This window comes from Streptomyces colwelliae, assembly GCF_048158785.1.
In the GTDB taxonomy this organism is placed as follows: domain Bacteria; phylum Actinomycetota; class Actinomycetes; order Streptomycetales; family Streptomycetaceae; genus Streptomyces.
Map to the genome: position 1 here is coordinate 1 of NZ_JBLTJC010000221.1, position 17,340 is coordinate 17,340.

Genomic DNA, 17,340 nt, shown 5'->3' on the forward strand with positions numbered 1-17,340 from the left:
ATCCCGCACACCGCATCTCCGCGAACCAGAAGCTCTGGCTGCTGAACCTGTTCGAGGAGCTCGCCGCCGCAGCGGGCTGCCCGCACCCGGCCAGCCTCGCCACGCAACTCCTCATACTGCACGAGGGTGCTCTCGCCACGCAGCCCCTCCCCCTCGACACCCTCCCGGCCAGCACCGACCTGGCGCGAGCCCTGGTCCGAGCCGGCACAACGCCCCGCCGCTAGAGCGTTTTCGACAAGGTGCCGCCGTTCAGCTGGGCCGGGCCGGTACTCGGCGCTCGGCACTCGGTACCTGCGATCGCGAGGCGGAGGGTCGTAACGCCTTCGGAGCAGGCGGCCCGGTGGTGAGCGCGGTTTGAAGCGCGGCGTCGAGGGTGAGTGCGCGCGAGGCCAGGTCCGACCCGGACGAGGCGGGCGGGTCCGTGGTGATCGAGGCGATGACGGTGTCCCGCAGCCGTGCCGACGTCGTCGTCAGGTCCCGCTCCGAAGACTCTTCGCCGATCAGCGCCGGCGTGGCACCCGTTGTCGCCGCGTGGATGACGCGGGTCGCCTGCACCACCGGAACCCGAAGGCGCCCGGCCTCGGCCGCCCGGCCCAGCAGACTCACCAGCAGGGCGTGCGCCTCGTCCGCGGCCGGGGCGACGTGCCGGGCGACCGCGTTCCCGGCGACTCCTTGCGGTCGGTGCCCGTTGGCCGTTCGGGGGCGAGGATCGAGGAGGCGACCGGTGGGCGGAGGGTGTCAGCCTTTGCGGCCGGGAAGCATGGCCAGGGCCTGGGAGCGTTGGGCGACGAGGTCGTCGTAGGTGCCGTCGCGCTCGGCCCAGCGGTGCATGAGGACGCCCTTCACGAGGACTTCGTGAGGGGTGGGGTTCTCCGAGAGCAGGTGCATGACCTCGGTGGCGAAGTCGTCGAGGGGCAGCGCGTGCGGGTTCACCGCTTCCTGACCCGCTGTGGCGACGGCCGGGGGGACGAGCTCGACGACGCCGACACCGGTGCCGTCGAGTTGCGCGCGCAGTGCCTCCGAGTAGGCGTGCACTCCGGCCTTCGAGGCGGCGTAGCTGGGCATGGGCGGGAACGGCAGGAAGGCGATTCCGGAGGTGACGGTGATGAAGGTGCCGGCGCCGCGCCGGACCAGGTGGGGGGTGAAGGCGTCGATGACCCGGACGGTGCCGAGCAGGTTGGTGTCGATCGTCGTCTCCGCCGCCTCGAAGTGCGCGGGGTCGCGCAGGTCCTCCAGGAGCATGACCCCCGACATGGTCACCACGGTGTCCAGCTCGGGGTAACGGGCGAGCACGGCATCGCGAGCGGCTGCGACGGAGGCGCTGTCCGTGACGTCGATACCGAACGTGCCGAACCCTTCCCCGGCGAGTTCCGAGAGTGCCTCCGGGCTACGGCCTCCGACGGCCACGGTGCTGCCCGCCGCGGCGAACCGGCGGGCCAGCTCCCGCCCGATGCCCGAGGTTCCGCCGACGATGAGAACGGTGCGGTTGGAGAGATCCACGGGATCTTCCCTTCAGTTCAGGGCGCCGACGGCGTTCGAGCCCGACGCGGACAGCGATGTTCTCCGTCTCTTTCGAACTCTTTCGAACTCTTTCGAAACGGTGTCACCACAGCCTCGACGGCATTCGCCGGGTGGGGCAGGGCCCCCGTCTTCCCTGGTCCTGACAGGGCCCCCACTGGGACACGCGCACCGCATTACGGTGTCGGTATGAAGGACGAGGAATCCGGCAACCGGCTCGGCAGCTACCTTCGTGCCCGGCGTGAGCTGGTCTCCCCGGCGCAGGCAGGACTCCCGCCCGGCGGCAACCGCCGCGTGCCCGGCCTGCGCCGTGAGGAAGTCGCCCTGCTCGCCGGCATCAGTCCCGACTACTACCTGCGCCTGGAACGGGGCCGTGACAAGAACCCCTCGCCCCAGGTGCTCGCATCACTCGCGCGCGTCCTGGAGCTCGACGACATCGAACGGACGTATCTGCTCGGCCTCGCGGCGGCACGCCCGAGGGCACCACACCGCAAGCGGCCCGAGCACGTACCGGCGCGGGTGCACGAGCTGCTCGCCCATCTTCAGATCCCCGCGTTCGTCGAAGGGCGCGCGTTCGACGTCCTGGCCTCCAACCCCATGGCCGTCGCGCTCTCCCCCCGGCTGCGGCCCGGCCACAACCGGCTGCGTTCGCTCCTCCTCGATCCCGAGGAACAAGCCTTCCACCGGGACTGGACGAAGGCCACCGCCGATTTCGTCGCCGCCCTTCGCACCACCATCGGGGACGACACCGACAACCCCCGGTTCGTCGAACTCGTCGGCGAACTCGCCCTGTCCAGCCAGCGGTTCCGCACCCTGTGGGCCCGCCACGACGTCCGCCGTCTCGCCGGCGGCACGACCACGGTCCACCACCCCGTCGTCGGTGAACTACGCCTCCACCGGGACAAACTCCCCGTCGACGACGTCATCCTCGTCGTCTACTACCCCGACAAGAACAGCGACAGCGACGAGAAACTGCGGCTCCTCGCCGCGCTCTCACCCATCGAGTCCACCGAGCCCGCCGAGTCCACCGGCACAGCACACGACAGCCCGGCGGACATCCCGCACCCGAAGACACCTTGACGAACAGGACGTACGCCGGCCGAGAACAGCTCCTGCACCGCCGAACGGGGAGGAGGCCCGAATCAGATCACGCGGAAGAGGTCGGCGGCCGCGTGGACGTCGGTGAAGTCCTCGATGGAGCGCAGGTTGTCGCACAGGGCGTCCAGGACCGAGTCGGCTTCGGCGACGCGCGGGGCGCCGATGGCCACGCCGAAGACGCGGAAGCCGAGCCGGTGCTTGGCCTCGTTCCAGTCGCGCATCCATGTCCCGGTGACGCCGCAGTCGTCGTCGGTGAGCATCACGATGTCGCCGCGCATGCGGGTGGTGTCGTTGAACTCCGCCTCCAGCAGTTCGCCGGCCGCCGACAACGGCCGCTGGTAGCTCGTGCCGCCGCCGAGGAAGGTCTCCGCGAAGTCGAGGACCTGCGTGATGTCGGCCGATCGGTCGGCCGGGAAGCGGAAGACCTGGAGTTTGTCGGCGGCGGAGAACAGGATGCCGACGAAGTCGCGCCCCGCGTGACGGGCCTGGTCGAGGAGCGCCAGGGCACATGCCTTGGCCCACGCCTCCCGGGTGACTCCGCCGGGCCCCGCTTCGTACATGGAGTGCGAGGTGTCGACGCACGCGATGACGGCGCCCTGGCCGGTGCTCTGCTCGCCCTGGCTGTCGTAGAGCATCAGCTCCCCGGCGGCGTAGCGCGCGGCGAACACCGCGCGCAGGGCGGGCAGTCCGAGGTTGGCCAACTCGGAGGGGATGACGCGGGAGAGGTCGTTGCCGAGGGTGACGCCGACCAGTTCTCCGGTGGCGTTCTCGACCTTGCGGGCGCGCTCGCCGTCGGCCATCTGCCGGAAACGGCCGATCAGTTCGGCCCACTGTGCGAGCCGGCCGGTGCGCAGCCGCTCGGCGAGCCGGGCCCGCTGGTCGAACGGCATCCGCTCCAGCTCGCCGGGACCGACTCCCCATGCCCGCATCAGCGCGCCCTCCTCCCGCGCGGCCCCGGCGGCCTTCGCCACCGCGTTCCGCGCGGCGGCGCGGATACCGGGGGCCACCGCCGTGCGGGCCTGCGCGGCGGTCCGGGAGGACTGCCGCGCGGCGGCCTCGGCGGCGCCGGCGGCCTCGATCGCCTGGTGTACGGCGTCGTCGGCGAGGGACGGCACGGTGCCGTCCTCGTCGGCCTCGTCGGCGGCCTCCTGGAGCGCCTCGCCCACGGCGGTCGCCGCGTCTTCGGCGGCCCGCTGGGCGTTCTTCACCTGCTCGGCCTGTTCCTGGGCATCCCGGGAGTGCTCCAGCATCCGGCGCAGCGCGGCGGCCTGGGCGAGTACGGCCATGGCTGCGGCGTACGGGTCGCCGGCCGTCTCCCGGTGCAGCTCGGCGAATTCCGGTGAGTCCAGGAGCGAGGTGATGATCTGGTGGTTGACCAGTCGGGAGGGGTCCATCTCCGCGGGCTCACGCAGCCGCGGTCCGACCTTGTAGGCGGCCAGGAACACGTCGGTCAGGACGTCGGTGGTGTGGTCGTAGCGCTGGTTCAACTCCTCGGCCAGGTCGCGCAGTCCGGCCGACTGCCCATAGGTGTCCTGCCAGGTGAGCCGGTCGAACCGGTCCGCGACCACGGCCGTGGTGTGCTGCTCGGACGCGGCGGTGGATCCGCCCAGCCACCTCCCGGCCCGGCTCGTCAGTTCGTCGAGCCTGCCCCGTGTCTCGTCCATGGGTCCTGATCTCCCGGTGTTCAGAGCTGGGCCTGCACCATGCTCGCGTCCACGCCGAGGGCCTCGGTGAGAACGCGGGCGCGGACGGCGCGCTGCCGGCCAGTGACCCGGTCGATGGCGGCGGTGGAGCGGCCGGCGCCCGCCGCCTCCTCGCGGAGCTTCTCCAGCCGCTTCCCCGCCATGGCCAGCTGGTTGTGGGCCTTCTTGATGACCCACTCGCTGAGCGCCTCGCGGGACTGCCCTGCCATGGCGTCGAGTTGGGCCTCCAGCTCGTCGATGGTGTCGGCCAGGTCGAGTGCCTCCTTGGCGTCGGGGTTGACCAGGTGCAGCACCTCGCGCTCGACGGTCGGGCGTTCGGCGGGGGAGTCCCACAGCACGTGGGTCAGCACCGACAGGTCGGTCTCGGCGACCGTCGGGCGGCCGTCGAGGTAGGCGGACGCCTGGAGCAGGCCCACCGCCTGCCGCCAGCGGCGGTCGGAGGCGACGAGTTCCCTGCGGCGCAGGGCGGCCCGCAGGGTGCACACCGCGTCCACGATCACGTCGGGGACGTCCACGGCCGGGACGGTCTCGGTCACGGCGTGCTGCAACGCGGCCAGCTCGACCGTGGTCCGGGTCGGGGCCGCCGGGCGGCTGACGGCGGAGCGGACCAGCGCGGCGAAATTGGAGGGGTCTTCCAGGTACCCGACCTCGATCCGCACCAGCAGGCGGTCGTAGATCGCGGCCGTGTCGTCCCCGCTGGGCAGTTCGTTGCTCGCCGTGATGGCCCCGATCAGGGGGCAGTTGATCGGCTCGCCGCCGCTCTCGGGGTGGTAGATCCGCTCGTTGAGAAAGCCCAGCGTCTCGTTCAGCGCTGCCGTGGAGCACTTGAAGATCTCGTCGATGAACGCGATGTGCGCGGTCGTGGCGCGGCCTTCGTACACCTGGCGGTACTCGCCCCGGGCCAGCGCCGCGACGTCGATGGGGCCGAACATCCTCGTCGGCGCGGTGAACTTCGAGAGCAGGATCTCCCAGTAGGACGCCCCCTCGAACCTGCCCGTGAGCTCGCGGGCCAGCTCGGACTTCGCCGTTCCGGGCGGGCCGAGCAGCAGCGAGTGCTGTCCGGCCAGCAGCGTCACCACCAGCGTCCGCACCACGTCGGCCCGCTCGTAGAAGCGGTCCGACAACTCGTCGCTGATCGCCCGCAGTCTCGTGGCCGTGTCCTGCGCGCCCAGCCCGCCCATGGTCAACTCCTAGCCTGCGATGCCCTGTTGGGCTGCCGAGACGGCCCTTCCTGCGAGGCTACGACGAGACGAGGTGCGAGGCAGCTGAGGCACCGCGGTCGACGGAGCTGTCACCAGGCCCACATGTGCCGGGGAGTCGTGCGGCCGTCGACTCGCCCGCCTTGTCCGCGACCCCGACGTCCTGGGGCTTGTTTGTCGGCCGGGGCGGCGGGCCCTCGCGGTGGTCAGCCGAGGGTGTTCCAGAACGCGCAGTGGTGGCGGGCCTCCGCCGTGCGGGTGGGGGCGATGTGGTCCGGTGCCAGGGAGAGGACGGTGCGCCGGGGCCAGTGCGGCGACGACGGGCCGTTCGGGTCGGTGGTGCGGGCAAATTGGGTCCAGTAGTCGAGCATGGTGTCGGCCAGCCGGTGCTGTGCCGCGGTCAGGTCGCGGGGGCGGCCGCCCAGGTCGAACAGGTAGGGCAGTTCGCTCGCGTGCGGTGCGCCGAGTGGGAACGGCGGGGTGCCGGAGGTGAGCTGTGGGGCGTGTTCGTCGGCGAACTCGTAGCGCCAGGTGGGGACTTGGGCGGCGAGCAGGGCGTCGGTGCGCGCCGTCGGGCAGGCGAAGTTCGCGTCGCCGATGACCGCGCCGAACACCGGGCCTCCGTCGGTCGTCGGGTGTACCGGGTACTCGCGGACGATCGCCTCGGCCTGCCCCGGGGAGGGGAAGAAGGCGGACACGACGTCGGGCCAGGTGTCGGCGGTGACGGGGTTGCCGGCCTGGATGATCCCGGCGGCCCAGCCGTTGCCCTCGTCGTGGTTGTTGCCGATGAGTACGGGGACGTGGTGGAAGCGGCCGGCGGTGATCGCCGCCGCGGGGTCGGTGGGCAGCAACGGGGTGGCGTAGGCGGGCTGTTGGTCGGTTTCCTGGGCCGCGAGCAGGCGCGGGACGCTCACGCGTCGTAGGCAGGACAGGACGTCGTGGGCGGAGCGGCAGCCGACCTTCGCCGCAAGGTCCGTGCCCGTGGCGCGCGCCGTGGACAGGGGGACGGAGGACGGGGCGAAGGGCCGGTCGGGGCGGCCTGTGCACGGGCCGCTCTCGATGATCGCCCGGTCGAAGAGGCCCGCGGCGGCGGGTGCGGCGAGCTGGGCGCAGACGCTGTAGCCGCCGGCGGACTCACCGGCCAGCGTCACGTTGTGAGCGTCGCCGCCGAAGGCGCCGATCTCGGTGCGGACCCAGCGCAGTGCCGCCTGCTGGTCGGCCAGGCCGAAGGTGCCGGAGCCGGGCAGCCCGCCGTGGGCGAGGAAACCGAGGGCTCCGAGGCGGTAGTTGACAGTGACGACCACGACATCGCCCCGGGTGGCCATGCGGTGGGCGTCGTAGGAACTGCCCGCTCCGGTGGTGAAGCCGCCGCCGTGCAGCCACACGACCACCGGCCGGGGGCGCGCGGGTCCCGCGTCGTCGGGCGTGGTGACGTTCAGGTGGAGACAGTCCTCGTCGGTGCTGCCGCCCGGCACCTCGCCGGCCGGCTGCGGGCAGGCGCTCGCGGGCCGGGTCGCGTCCCGTACCCCGGGCCAGTGGGCCGCGGGGTGGGGCGGTGCCCAGCGCAGCCCGCCGACCGGGGGCGCCGCGTACGGGATGCCCTCGAAGGTGCGGTAACCGTCGTGGGCGGCACCCCGCACCAGGCCGTCGTGGACACGAACCGTGGTGGCAGCGGGCTGAGTTGGTGGCGCTGCGGACCAGGCCGTCGCGAGGACGGCGGTCAGGGCGCAGCCCAGGGTGGTCAGGACGCGGTGCTTGCTCATGGTCTCCCCGTTCGGTCGGCTGGGTCAGCTGCCGCCCATGCCGCCCTGCGCGGCGATCATGGTCATCGGCAGCGTGCGTACGGCTTTCTCCAGGCCCGGCGCGAGGGCGGCCAGCGACCCCGTGCAGGCGTCGATACGGGCCCGGAAGGTCTTGTGGTCCCGCCGTGGGACGACCGAGCGGATGCCGCCCGCCGCGGCCAGTGCCAGCAGCGCGGCGTCGGCGGCGGGGAGTTCCTGGACGGGGCGGTCTCCGTGCAGCGCCTCGGACACCCGGGCCCGGAGTACGGCGGGCACGGCGCGGTCCGTCACGGTCAGCCGCCGGGTGGCGAAGGGGATGCGGGGCGCCTTCACGGTGAGTACTCCCGTCGCGGCGAGCCGGTCCTCCACCTGGGTCAGGGTCCGCTTGCGGTGGCGGCGTACGAGGTGCTTCCAGCCGTGCCCGGCGGCGGCGTCGCGCAGTACGCCGTCCAGGACCGGGTCACCGGTCGGCCGGGGATCGGACACGGTGACCCTGCCGCCGCCGTCCTCCGCCAGCCGGCCGCGCGACGCCAGGTCGATCAGGGCGGCGGCCCGGACCAGCAGCTGAGTGCGGCGACGGTCGTAGGGGCCCTCGGCCGCGTCGTCGTAGGCGAGCAGATACATGAGGCAGGCCAGGTCATCGTTCACACCTCGACGCTATGGCCGGGCGCCCCGGCCCCGGATCGGCCACGCGGACGGAACGGCACTGGGAACGCGGGAGGACCGCGGCCCGGTCTCCTCCTTGAGGAGGAGGCGGCGTTTGTCAGGGGCGGCGTGGCTGCACGAGGCCGTGGTCGTAGGCGGCGACGACGGCCTGGACGCGGTCGCGCAGGCCCAGTTTGCGCAGTACCGCGGTGACATGGTTCTTGACGGTGGCCTCAGACAGGCGCAGCCGCTCGGCGATCTCCGCGTTCGACAGCGCCTGCCCGATCAGGGTGAGCACCTCCCGCTCGCGGCCGGAGAGATCCCGCAGGGAGGGCGGGGGTGTTGAGTCGGGCGTGGTGCGCAGGAACCGGTCGAGGACGCGGCCCAGTACGGCCGGTGCCAGCAGCGCGTCCCCGCGCGCGGTGAGGCGGATCGCGTCGACGAGTTCGGTGGGGCGCATGTCCTTGAGCAGGAAACCGCTCGCCCCCGCCCGCAGCGCGGCGAGCACGTGCGCGTCCAGGTCCCACGTGGTCAGCACGAGCACCCGGGCCGCACTGCCCGACTCCGCGATCCGCCGGGTCGCCTCGATGCCGTCCACGACCGGCATGCGTACGTCCATCAGCACCACGTCGGGCGCCAGTTCCCGCGTCAGCCGCACCGCCTCCCGGCCGTCGGACGCCTCACCGACCACCTCCAGGTCGTCCCGGGCGTCGATGATCATGCGGAATCCGGTACGGACCAGTTCCTGGTCGTCGGCCACCACCACCCGCAGCGTCATGACACGCGCTCCAGCGGCACACACGGCGTCATGACATACGCCCCACCGGCAGCCGCGCCGCCACCTCGAACCCGCCCCCGGACAGCGGACCGGCGCGCAGGCTGCCACCCACGAGCCGTGCGCGCTCCCTCATCCCCACCAGACCTCGTCCCGCCACCGCTCCCGCCGTGTCCGAACGGCCTTGTGACGTACGCCCGTTGTCGACCACCGAGATCTCCACGCACTCCCCTTCGACGCTCACGCACACGCCCACCTCGTCGGCGCCGACCGCGTGGCGCAGCGTGTTGGTGAGAGCCTCCTGGACGATCCGGTACGCCGCCAGGTCCACCACGGCCGGCAGCCCGTCGAAGGCGCCCTCGCGGTGCACGCTCACGGTCATCCCGGTAGCTCGCACGGGGTCCGCCAACTCGTCCAGGCGGGCGAGCGAGGGCCCCGGTTCCCGCTGCTCCCCGGCCTCACCGTCCCGCATGTCCCCGGGACCGAACGCCCGCAGCAGGAGCCGCAGTTCGCCGAGCGCCGAGCGGGCGCCCGTCTCGATGGCCCGCAGCGCCTGCCGGGCCTGGTCGGGGCGTTCCGCGAACACGTCGTCCGCGGCACCCGCCTGGATGACCATCACGGACAGCGTGTGCGCCACCACGTCGTGCACCTCGCGCGCGATCCGCGCCCGCTCCTCGACCACGGCCCGGCGCGTCTCCGCCGCTGCCCGTGCCCGCTGCGCCCGGCGCCACTGCCCCGCGGTCCACGCGAGGACCACCGCCAGCAGATAGACCGTCACCCCCGCCGGGCCACCACCCGCCCCGAACGCCAGCGGCACCGGCAGGCACATCGCCGCGAGCGCCCACACCGACGCCCGCCGCGGCCCGGTGGCCGACAGTACGCACAACGCGACCTGCGCCGCGAGCAGCGCCCCCGTCAAGGACACCTCGGGCAGCAGCGTCCACACCGCGATCCCCGTCGCCGCGTTCACGGCCAGTACGGCGACTGGGGCCCGCACCTGCCACCTCAGGGCGCAGACCTGCACGAGAACCAGGGCCACTGCCACGGGCAGTCGCCAACCGCGCCCCGCGCCGGCGACGAGTACCGCGGTACCGGGTACGGCGAGCACCAGACCGGCCGACCCCCACCACAGCGCCCGCACCGCCCGCGACGACAACTCGCTCCGCGCCTGGCCGGCGGACACGTCACCCGGCTGTCTGCTGCTGCGGTCCACGCCCCGACCCTATCCAGCGACCGGGCCGTCCTTCGCGTCGAGCGGGCCCGCGGCTCCGCCGGCCTCCAAGTCCGACCGCTACCTCAGCGGCTTCGCCGTCGCCCCAAAAACACCGACCACCGGCCACGTCTGCCTCGCGGTCAACGGCTCCCCTCGCCGGCGTCGTCTATCGCTATCGCTATCGCTATCGCTATCGCTATCGCGCGAGGCTGTACGACCTGGCAGCGCGTCGGCAACCTCCCGGCCGTCGCCGTACTCCAGCTGAGGCTCTGCCCGGACGGCAGCACCCTCCGGGTTGCCGGGGTCACCCCTGGGTCGTGTAGGGCACCACACTCACGTGCAGAGTGAAAGCGGCGCGCGCCGCACCCGCCACCACATCCGGCGACTCCAGGCCGGCCCCGCCCCCAAGTTGTCCCGTCGCCGCCGAGTCGCCCTCCATGTGCTCCTGCAACAGCACTCTTCCGGCCGACGATCGCTTCCCGAACTCGGCCACCTGCCGACCACGCAGAGCAGCCCTCCGAGCCGACGGCGTGCCCATAGCGTGCCCTCAAGACCGGTAAACCACGGTCAAAAGCGGTGCGATACCGCGCCCGTGCGCACTGCACGAGAACACATATGCCCAGGTCGGAAATTGTCCGGCACGGCGAGCGCCGCCGCTTCCCAAGCCGAGAGTGCAAGTTCGATTCTCGTCACCCGCTCCATGTGAAACCCCCAGGTCGATGACCCGGGGGTTCTTTGTTGTCTGGACCAGCGGGCGGAGCGCACACCACAAGCGCACCACAAGGGCGCTGGATGGGCAGTGACGTCCGTTGCAACTCCTGGAGGTGTGGTGGCGGTTGTGTGCGGGTGCGTGATGGGACGGTCCCCGGGCGCTGGATTCCGCCTGTGTGCCGGAGCCCTCCGGGACTAGGGTGACTCCTCAGTGATCGACGGGGGGCGACGGTGAACTGGGCCGCAGCGGCAGCTCTGACCAATTTCCAGCGGGACCTGATCATCGCCCTCGCGGGCGGGCTCGTCGGTGTGCTCGGCACGATGGCGATCGAGTACGTGAAGACCCGCCGCGAACCGACCAAGCGGCTCTCCTACGACGCCGAGACGCGGACGGCCATCGTCTCCGCCGACGACCAAGTGCGGCCCCGACTTGGGCTCACCTACGACGGCAGGTACGTCGAGAACCTCAGCTCCGTCGCGTTCACCGTGGAGAACACTGGGAACCGCGTTGTCCAGCAGCAGCAATTACGGTTCCGGTTCGCCGACGGCAGCGAGGTCCTCGACGCCGCCGCGACCTCCACCCACGAGGCCGAGTGGGGTGTGCAGCGACGTCCGGACCTCGAACAGAGCCGCCGGGAAGCGGTCTTCGCCATCGGCCACCTGGAGCGCGGGCAGCGCGTGACCTTCCGGTTGCTCGCCTCCGGCCGTGACTCCGGCAGCTGGGAGGTCGTCCCGCACAACCCGCTGGGGGACGTCGACCTGCGCGAGCGGTCGGCCGCCCGTATGAAGGACGACCGCGAGCACATGCCCGCCTTCTTCTCGCTGTCCTTCCTGCTGTTCACCGTCCCGCCGGTGTTCTCCGCCTTCGGATTCTTCGGGGAACTGGCCGCGGCGTTCGTGAGTGCCAGCTTCATCGCCGCGATCGTCCCGCACCTCGCACCGACGGCCCGAGCTCTGCGCGACGCACTGTTCCGGCCCCATCAGCCCGGGCACACTTACACATTCAACGGTGAGGTACGCGGCACCGCCCTCACCTTCGGAGACAGCGGCACGATCAACTACACCTCCGACGAGACTGGGCCAGCCAGGCAGCCCGATCCGGCTGATCCCACCCAGGCGTGAAACACCCCGGCCCGTAACGATCCACCGATACACGGTGACCTGGCGTTCCGGGCTCTCGGTACGGACGTCACTGCCCGCCCAACCGCTCCGACCTCGGCCCCAGCGAACCCATCCGGTCACAGCACTAGCTGCCGGTGGGTTTCTCCCTATGGCGCGCGCTGCTGTCGTTGTGGTGCTTCGCACGTCCGGCGCGGACCATGTCGTCGAGTCCGGCCACCAAGTCGCGCCGCCGCTCCTCATCGGAGTGCTGATAGATCAACGCGGCCTTCTCCGACGACTGGCCGGCGCGCACCATCGTGCCCTTGAGAGTCGCGCCCTAGCGGGTCGTCACGTCGCTGCGGAGGTTGGGAAGCGAGTCGCCCTGCGCCAGGACTCCGGGGGAACTGTCTGCCGGGCATGGGCAGCACGGCGTCAACGCGGAGACCGACAGACCACGGGATGCGAGTGCAGGAACTCAATTCAGCGACGAGGCGATTCCCCCGGTCGCCGAACACGGACCTTCCTCTTTCTCTTTCCAATCCTGATATGCACTATTGGGGAGAAAGTCTCACCGAAGGCATCACCCAAGTCCACGACCCCACTTCCGGGCGCCACCCAGGTGACTCTCGTACCATTACCTTCAATCCGGCACGGAAATATCCGTCCGCCAACTTCAGTAAACTCTGGATCTAGATCGCCCGTTCGGATTTGCCGGTCACCATAGATTCCAAAGTATGACAGCTTTATGAAATCTACAGGCACATCACCCCGCCCGGTATTTGTGACTTCGAGGTGTAGGTTCCATCTTCCGTCGTCCGCTTCACACATAAATGAGACCACTCGTACGAGAGGTCCGCTTCGGCGTACGTTGTAAATACTCACCGCTAGACCGTACAAGGCCACGGCGAGAGAGGTAAGTGCAATCATTGGCACCCATTGCGGGTCAATCCGAATCACAAAGCGAAGATAGCAGCTGAGGCCCATCCAAGATGTCACCTTAGTAAAATTGCCTACCGGTAGCCGATCAGTGCCGCCAGCCGCAGTGCCCGCTCGACGAGCCCTTGAGACCTCAATGACCGATGAGCCAGCCATTCGGGGCGAATAGGCCGTTCCAGGCCAGCCCATCTGAAGCCCGACGTCGCTCCCTCTCAGGTCAACCCCACACTCAACCCCATAACATTCAAGCCCCTCAAGCCCCCCCAGACCCAGACCACGAGCTGATACGGGTTGACCATCGATTAGGCCGTCACATCAAGCCGTTTGCGCCGAAGCCACACGTGAGACGCCCTGCACGGACTGTGCCCGTCGGGTGCAGTATCAAGGTCACGCAGCTGGCATTAGCGCCATGCATCACTGTTGAGGCACTCAAGACGTACACGCCGACAGATGGTGTTGACACCGCCCAGGACTAGCAAGACAGTCACAGGGCCACCGCCGTTATCAAGAACAGCTCATGAAATCGGGGCACCTACGGAAGCATCCTCTAATGACACTCTCACAACTTAACCTTGAAGAGACACTGGCAGCAGGAGCCGCCAATGCGTTCCTCACTTCGGTTTTCATCGGGATCGTGGCCGGCCTCATCGTGAAAAGGTACGAGTTGCGACACCAGACTCGAGCAGCCTTACGCACGACGTACGCGCAACTGCTTGTGGCTCAACGACGGTCAAGGCAACTTTCGATCGAGCTAGCGCAGGCTGACAGAAATGCCACCGACTCTACCTTGGCAAAGCAAGCAAGTGCCGCTCACGACGAGTTCATCAACGTCTACCACGACCTGAACCTCGATGTATCGCGACAAATGTGGCGAGAGGTACGTGCGTTGAGGCACATCCTCGATGACATGCTGACGCTCGCGCAGGCTAGGAAGGCTGATGAGTGCGAGAAGCTCAGCGACCTGGCCCGAGCAGCGCGTCAGAATCTTGCGGGTGGATTTCGCGCACAGCTTGGGCATGCACCTCTTCAGAAGCGGAAGCCTTTGGGTAAGTATGACAAGGGCCTAGCTGATAGTGCCGGTCTGCTGACGCGTCTCAGTTTCCGTCTCATTCAGCGCCGTTCGCTGTGGTTCACACGAGACATCGAGCGCAGTACAGCCCGGAGCCCAGCCATCCATGAACGCAGGTGACCGTTCATGCACCTACCTCAGCACACTGAGCCGCGTGCATTTATTGGGTCGCCATCGGCAGCATGGCGGGGCAGGATGCCAGCGTGGTCACTCCGTTCCTGAACATCCACGGCAAGGCCGAGGACGGCCCGTACCGCTGTCCCTGTTGCGACTTCCCGACGCTCGACGAGCGTGGCAACTTCGAGATCTGTCCCGTGTGTTTCTGGGAGGACGACGGACAGGACGACCACGATGCCGACCGGGTTCGAGGCGGTCCGAACGGACCGCTGAGTCTCACAGAGGCACGTCGGAACTTCCACGCCATGGAAGCCTGTGACGAGCGGTGTACCCAGTTCGTACGCCCTCCTCTCTCCGGCGAACACCCCACTGCCTGACATCAGCAGCTGACGTCAGCCTCCCCACACCAGCACGGATCCCGGCGGCTTGAGCCGCATCCCGGTTCGCCCAACACGCACGAGCCCAAGCCGCCCGCGCTCTCTGCTGAGCGACCTCCTAAAGCGGAGATTGCGACCGCACCACAACCGCATCAGATCGAGCGGGGAACCACGGTGAAAGCAGCCGAGCCCAACGAGGCCACGGTCAGCCGTTCGCCCAGGTCAGCGCCACAACCAGCCCCAAGCACCCACAGCTTCCCAAGCCGGGAGTGCGAGTTCGATTCTCGTCACCCGCCCGCCCCATGGCAGAGGCCCAGGTCATCGGCCCGGGCCTCTTCGCTGTCCGTCGGTCGCTGTCAGGCGGCCCGCACTTGTTTTGCACACCCGGTTCCTACGCTCCCGTGGCACCGTCCGCCGAGCACAGGGAGCCCCCGTGACACTGGTCATCGCCACCGCAACGCCCTTCCACGGCCACGTTCAGCCGGTCCTCGCCGTGGCCTCCGATCTCGTCCGGCGTGGGCACGAGGTGGTCGTGCTGACGGGGAGCCGGTTCGCCGAGGATGTGGGGGCAGCCGGTGCCCTGCATGTGTCGTTGCCGGCGGACGCGGACTTCGACGACCGGCAGTTGGAGCTGTACTTCCCCGAGCGCGGTGCGCTGCCGGCCGGGCCGAGGCAGTTGGACTACGACCTGAAGCACGTCTTCGGGGATCCCACCGCTGCCCAGTACCGGGCGTTGCGGAGTCTGCTCGCCGATCGGTTCCCGGCGTCCGTCGTGGTGAGTGATCCGCTGTTCCTGGGCGCCACCGCACTCGCGCTGTCCGCGCCCCCCGGCAGCCGGCCGGCCACCGTCAGCCTCGGCATCACCATGCCGACCCTGCTCAGCGAGGACGCGCCGCCCATCGGGCTCGGCATGCCGCCCCTGGTCGGAGAGGGCGCGAAGAAACGGCATCGGGATATGAACGACCAGGTCAGGGAGGTCTTCTCGGACGCGCAGCGGCACGTCGAGGACAACTTCGGGGAGAGCGGCACCGAACTGCCGGGCTTCCTGCTGGACTGCCTGGTGACCGTGCCGGACCACTATCTCCAGCTGACCGTCCCGGGGTTCGAGTATCCGCGCGGCGACCTGCCGCCGTCGTTCCGGTTCGTCGGGCCGCTGCCCGCCGCGCCGCCGAGCGGATCGCGGCCGCTTCCCGACTGGTGGGCCGAGGTGGAGGACGCGGACCGTCCCGTCGTCGTGGTCACCCAGGGGTCCTTCGACAACCGCGATCTCGGACGGCTGGTGCGGCCCACGATCGACGCCCTGGCCGGAGAGGACGTCCTGGTGGTCGCCGTGACGGGCCGCGCGGACGGCCCGGACCGGATCCGGGCGGCGGGACCCGTTCCCGCGAACGCGCGCGTCGCCGGCTACGTCCCCTTCGACGCCGTCCTCCCCCACGCCTCGGTCCTGGTCACGAACGGCGGCTACGGCGGGGTCCACCAGGCCCTGCGGTACGGCGTCCCGCTCGTCGTGGGCGGGGACGGTGAGGACAAGCCGGAGGTGGCGGCCCGGGTGGAGTGGAGCGGGGCCGGGCTCGACCTGCGGACCGGGCGGCCGTCACCCACGGCCGTGCGGGACGCCGTACGAAAGGTGCTGGCCGAACCCGGATTCCGGAAGCGGGCGGCCGGGTTGCGGGAGGAGTTCGGGCGCCATGACGCGCTCAGGGCGATCGCGGAGGTGGTGGCGGAAGCGACCGCTGCGGCCGGGCCCGCCTGAGCCCTGCCGCGGGCTCGACCGGAACCCCTCGCCCTGCCACGCCTGAAATGTCCGGCCCCGTGAGTGCCGTCCCCGCCGCTGCCTAGCATGAGGGCCCGGTAGGCGGGGGCGGGGGGATGCGATGACACCGGTGCCGTTACGGTTCACGGTTCTCGGGGACGTACGGGTCTGGCGGGACGAGGTCGAGGTGGATCCGGGGCCGCCGCTGCGGCGCACGCTCCTCGCCCTCCTGCTGGCGCGGTCCGGTTCACCGGTGCCGTTGCCGGACATCGTCGACTCGCTCTGGGCGGCGGACCGGCAGCCCGCACGCGCGGTCAACATGGTGCACCGCCATGTCGGCGCGCTACGGCGGCTGTTGGAGCCGGGGCTGCCCAACCGGGCTGCGGGCTCACTGCTGTTGCGGGGCGGGGGCGGCTATCGGCTGCTGGCGCCGGTCGACTCGGTGGATCTGCTGCTGTTCCGTCAGCAGGCGGCTGGAGCAAGGAAGTTGGTCGAACAGCACGACACCGGGCGGGCCGTGGAGGAGTTCGCGGACGCGCTCGCGCTTCGTTACGGCCCGACCGCCGGTTGCCCCGCCGAGGCGCCCACGCATCCCGTCTTCACCGAGCTGGACCGCGAGTACGACGCCGTGGTCCGCGAGGCGGCGGCCGTGGCCCTCGGCTGCGGCGCGGCGGCCCGTGTCCTGCCCGCCCTCACCGAGACCGCGACACGGCACCCGCTCGACGAGGGGCTCCAGTCCCTGCTCGTCCGAGCCCTCACGCAGACCGGCCGACGGGCGGAGGCACTGGAGGTCTTCCGCTCGACGGCGACCCGGCTCGCGGAGGAGTTGGGCGTCGATCCGGGACCGGAACTGGCCGCCGCCGGACGGGGGGCGACCGGGGAACCGGAGGCCGCGAGAGCGCGGAACGGGGCCGGGGCTGACGCGACGGGTGCAGGGCGCCGCATGGGGGCGGACCCGGCGGGAGCGGGGCGCCGCACGGGAGCGGACCCGGCGAGAGCTGAAGGCCGTATTGCTGAAGCCGGTACTGCTGAAGGCCGTACCACTCAAGGCCGTACCACTCAAGTCCGTACCGCTGAAGGCCGTACTACGGAATCCGGCACCGCTCCGCACTGGACCTCGGTGCGATGGTCGCGGGCGCGAAGTACCGCGGCGAGTTCTCCGTACGCCATGAAGGTCGTGGTCTCCTCGATGTCCGTCTGCGCCCGCACTCCGACCAAGGGGCCCTGCACGCGGTCGAGTTGGCGGCCGAGCACTTCCGGCGCCGGGCGGCCGCCGCCGCCGATCGGGTCGCCGAACGCTTCGGCAGGGCCGACCTGGTGTTCAACAACGCCGGTGTCCAACTC

General features: G+C 70.4%; 14 protein-coding genes and 2 pseudogenes. 7 read left to right on the top strand and 9 right to left on the bottom strand.

The genetic code is table 11. The features are described from left to right. Window positions 1-224, top strand: a pseudogene (locus tag ACNFOC_RS34600) (TetR family transcriptional regulator); the annotation flags it as partial. A 25-nt stretch (window positions 225-249) separates the two neighbouring features. Here the strand turns inward: ACNFOC_RS34600 and ACNFOC_RS34605 are convergent. Continuing rightward, window positions 250-606: a hypothetical protein gene (locus ACNFOC_RS34605; RefSeq protein ID WP_416962999.1), complete on the bottom strand. Its 357-nt coding sequence runs from the start codon at window positions 604-606 to the stop codon at window positions 250-252. A gap of 132 nt (window positions 607-738) precedes the next feature. Further along, complete coding sequence (locus ACNFOC_RS34610) at window positions 739-1,500, bottom strand: SDR family oxidoreductase (protein WP_416963000.1); 762 nt, start codon at window positions 1,498-1,500, stop codon at window positions 739-741. 207 nt (window positions 1,501-1,707) lie between these two features. Between ACNFOC_RS34610 and ACNFOC_RS34615 the strand changes: the two genes are divergently transcribed. Next, entirely contained in the window at window positions 1,708-2,598 is an 891-nt protein-coding gene (locus tag ACNFOC_RS34615; RefSeq protein WP_416963001.1) for a helix-turn-helix domain-containing protein, read from the top strand. A gap of 62 nt (window positions 2,599-2,660) precedes the next feature. Here the strand turns inward: ACNFOC_RS34615 and ACNFOC_RS34620 are convergent, their stop codons facing one another. From ACNFOC_RS34620 to ACNFOC_RS34645, 6 genes are all read right to left on the bottom strand, one after another. Beyond that, complete coding sequence (locus ACNFOC_RS34620; protein WP_416963002.1) at window positions 2,661-4,280, bottom strand: VWA domain-containing protein; 1,620 nt, start codon at window positions 4,278-4,280, stop codon at window positions 2,661-2,663. Between the two features lie 20 nt (window positions 4,281-4,300). Further along, window positions 4,301-5,500, bottom strand: coding sequence for an AAA family ATPase (locus ACNFOC_RS34625; protein WP_416963003.1), 1,200 nt, complete (start codon window positions 5,498-5,500; stop codon window positions 4,301-4,303). A gap of 224 nt (window positions 5,501-5,724) precedes the next feature. Then, the gene (locus ACNFOC_RS34630; RefSeq protein WP_416963004.1) at window positions 5,725-7,281 is read right to left on the bottom strand and encodes a carboxylesterase/lipase family protein; all 1,557 of its coding nucleotides are present in this window, start codon (window positions 7,279-7,281) and stop codon (window positions 5,725-5,727) included. Between the two features lie 24 nt (window positions 7,282-7,305). After that, window positions 7,306-7,947, bottom strand: a complete 642-nt coding sequence (locus ACNFOC_RS34635; RefSeq protein ID WP_416963005.1) for a GOLPH3/VPS74 family protein — start codon at window positions 7,945-7,947, stop codon at window positions 7,306-7,308. A gap of 115 nt (window positions 7,948-8,062) precedes the next feature. Continuing rightward, the gene (locus ACNFOC_RS34640; RefSeq protein ID WP_416963006.1) at window positions 8,063-8,722 is read right to left on the bottom strand and encodes a response regulator; all 660 of its coding nucleotides are present in this window, start codon (window positions 8,720-8,722) and stop codon (window positions 8,063-8,065) included. A gap of 28 nt (window positions 8,723-8,750) precedes the next feature. Beyond that, window positions 8,751-9,932, bottom strand: a complete 1,182-nt coding sequence (locus ACNFOC_RS34645) for a sensor histidine kinase (RefSeq protein ID WP_416963007.1) — start codon at window positions 9,930-9,932, stop codon at window positions 8,751-8,753. Between the two features lie 942 nt (window positions 9,933-10,874). Here ACNFOC_RS34645 and ACNFOC_RS34650 point away from each other — a divergent pair. Further along, the gene (locus ACNFOC_RS34650) at window positions 10,875-11,765 is read left to right on the top strand and encodes a hypothetical protein (RefSeq protein WP_416963008.1); all 891 of its coding nucleotides are present in this window, start codon (window positions 10,875-10,877) and stop codon (window positions 11,763-11,765) included. A 124-nt stretch (window positions 11,766-11,889) separates the two neighbouring features. On the opposite strand, the pseudogene ACNFOC_RS34655 reads toward ACNFOC_RS34650, so the two are convergent. Next, window positions 11,890-12,081, bottom strand: a pseudogene (locus ACNFOC_RS34655) (integrase); the annotation flags it as partial. A gap of 1,149 nt (window positions 12,082-13,230) precedes the next feature. On the opposite strand from ACNFOC_RS34655, the gene ACNFOC_RS34660 reads away from it, so the two are divergent. The 4 genes from ACNFOC_RS34660 to ACNFOC_RS34675 form a co-directional block, all read left to right on the top strand. After that, on the top strand, window positions 13,231-13,869 hold the full coding sequence (locus tag ACNFOC_RS34660) for a hypothetical protein (RefSeq protein WP_416963009.1): 639 nt from the start codon (window positions 13,231-13,233) through the stop codon (window positions 13,867-13,869). Between the two features lie 83 nt (window positions 13,870-13,952). Continuing rightward, window positions 13,953-14,243 carry a CPCC family cysteine-rich protein gene (locus tag ACNFOC_RS34665; protein WP_416963010.1) on the top strand — a complete coding sequence of 97 codons (291 nt, stop codon included), beginning with the start codon at window positions 13,953-13,955 and terminating at the stop codon, window positions 14,241-14,243. A gap of 433 nt (window positions 14,244-14,676) precedes the next feature. Continuing rightward, a complete protein-coding gene (locus tag ACNFOC_RS34670) occupies window positions 14,677-15,996 on the top strand; it encodes a glycosyltransferase (protein ID WP_416963011.1) in 1,320 nt (439 codons plus the stop codon). A gap of 130 nt (window positions 15,997-16,126) precedes the next feature. Then, the coding region (locus ACNFOC_RS34675; RefSeq protein WP_416963012.1) for an AfsR/SARP family transcriptional regulator at window positions 16,127-17,340 on the top strand (1,214 nt) is incomplete at its 3' end.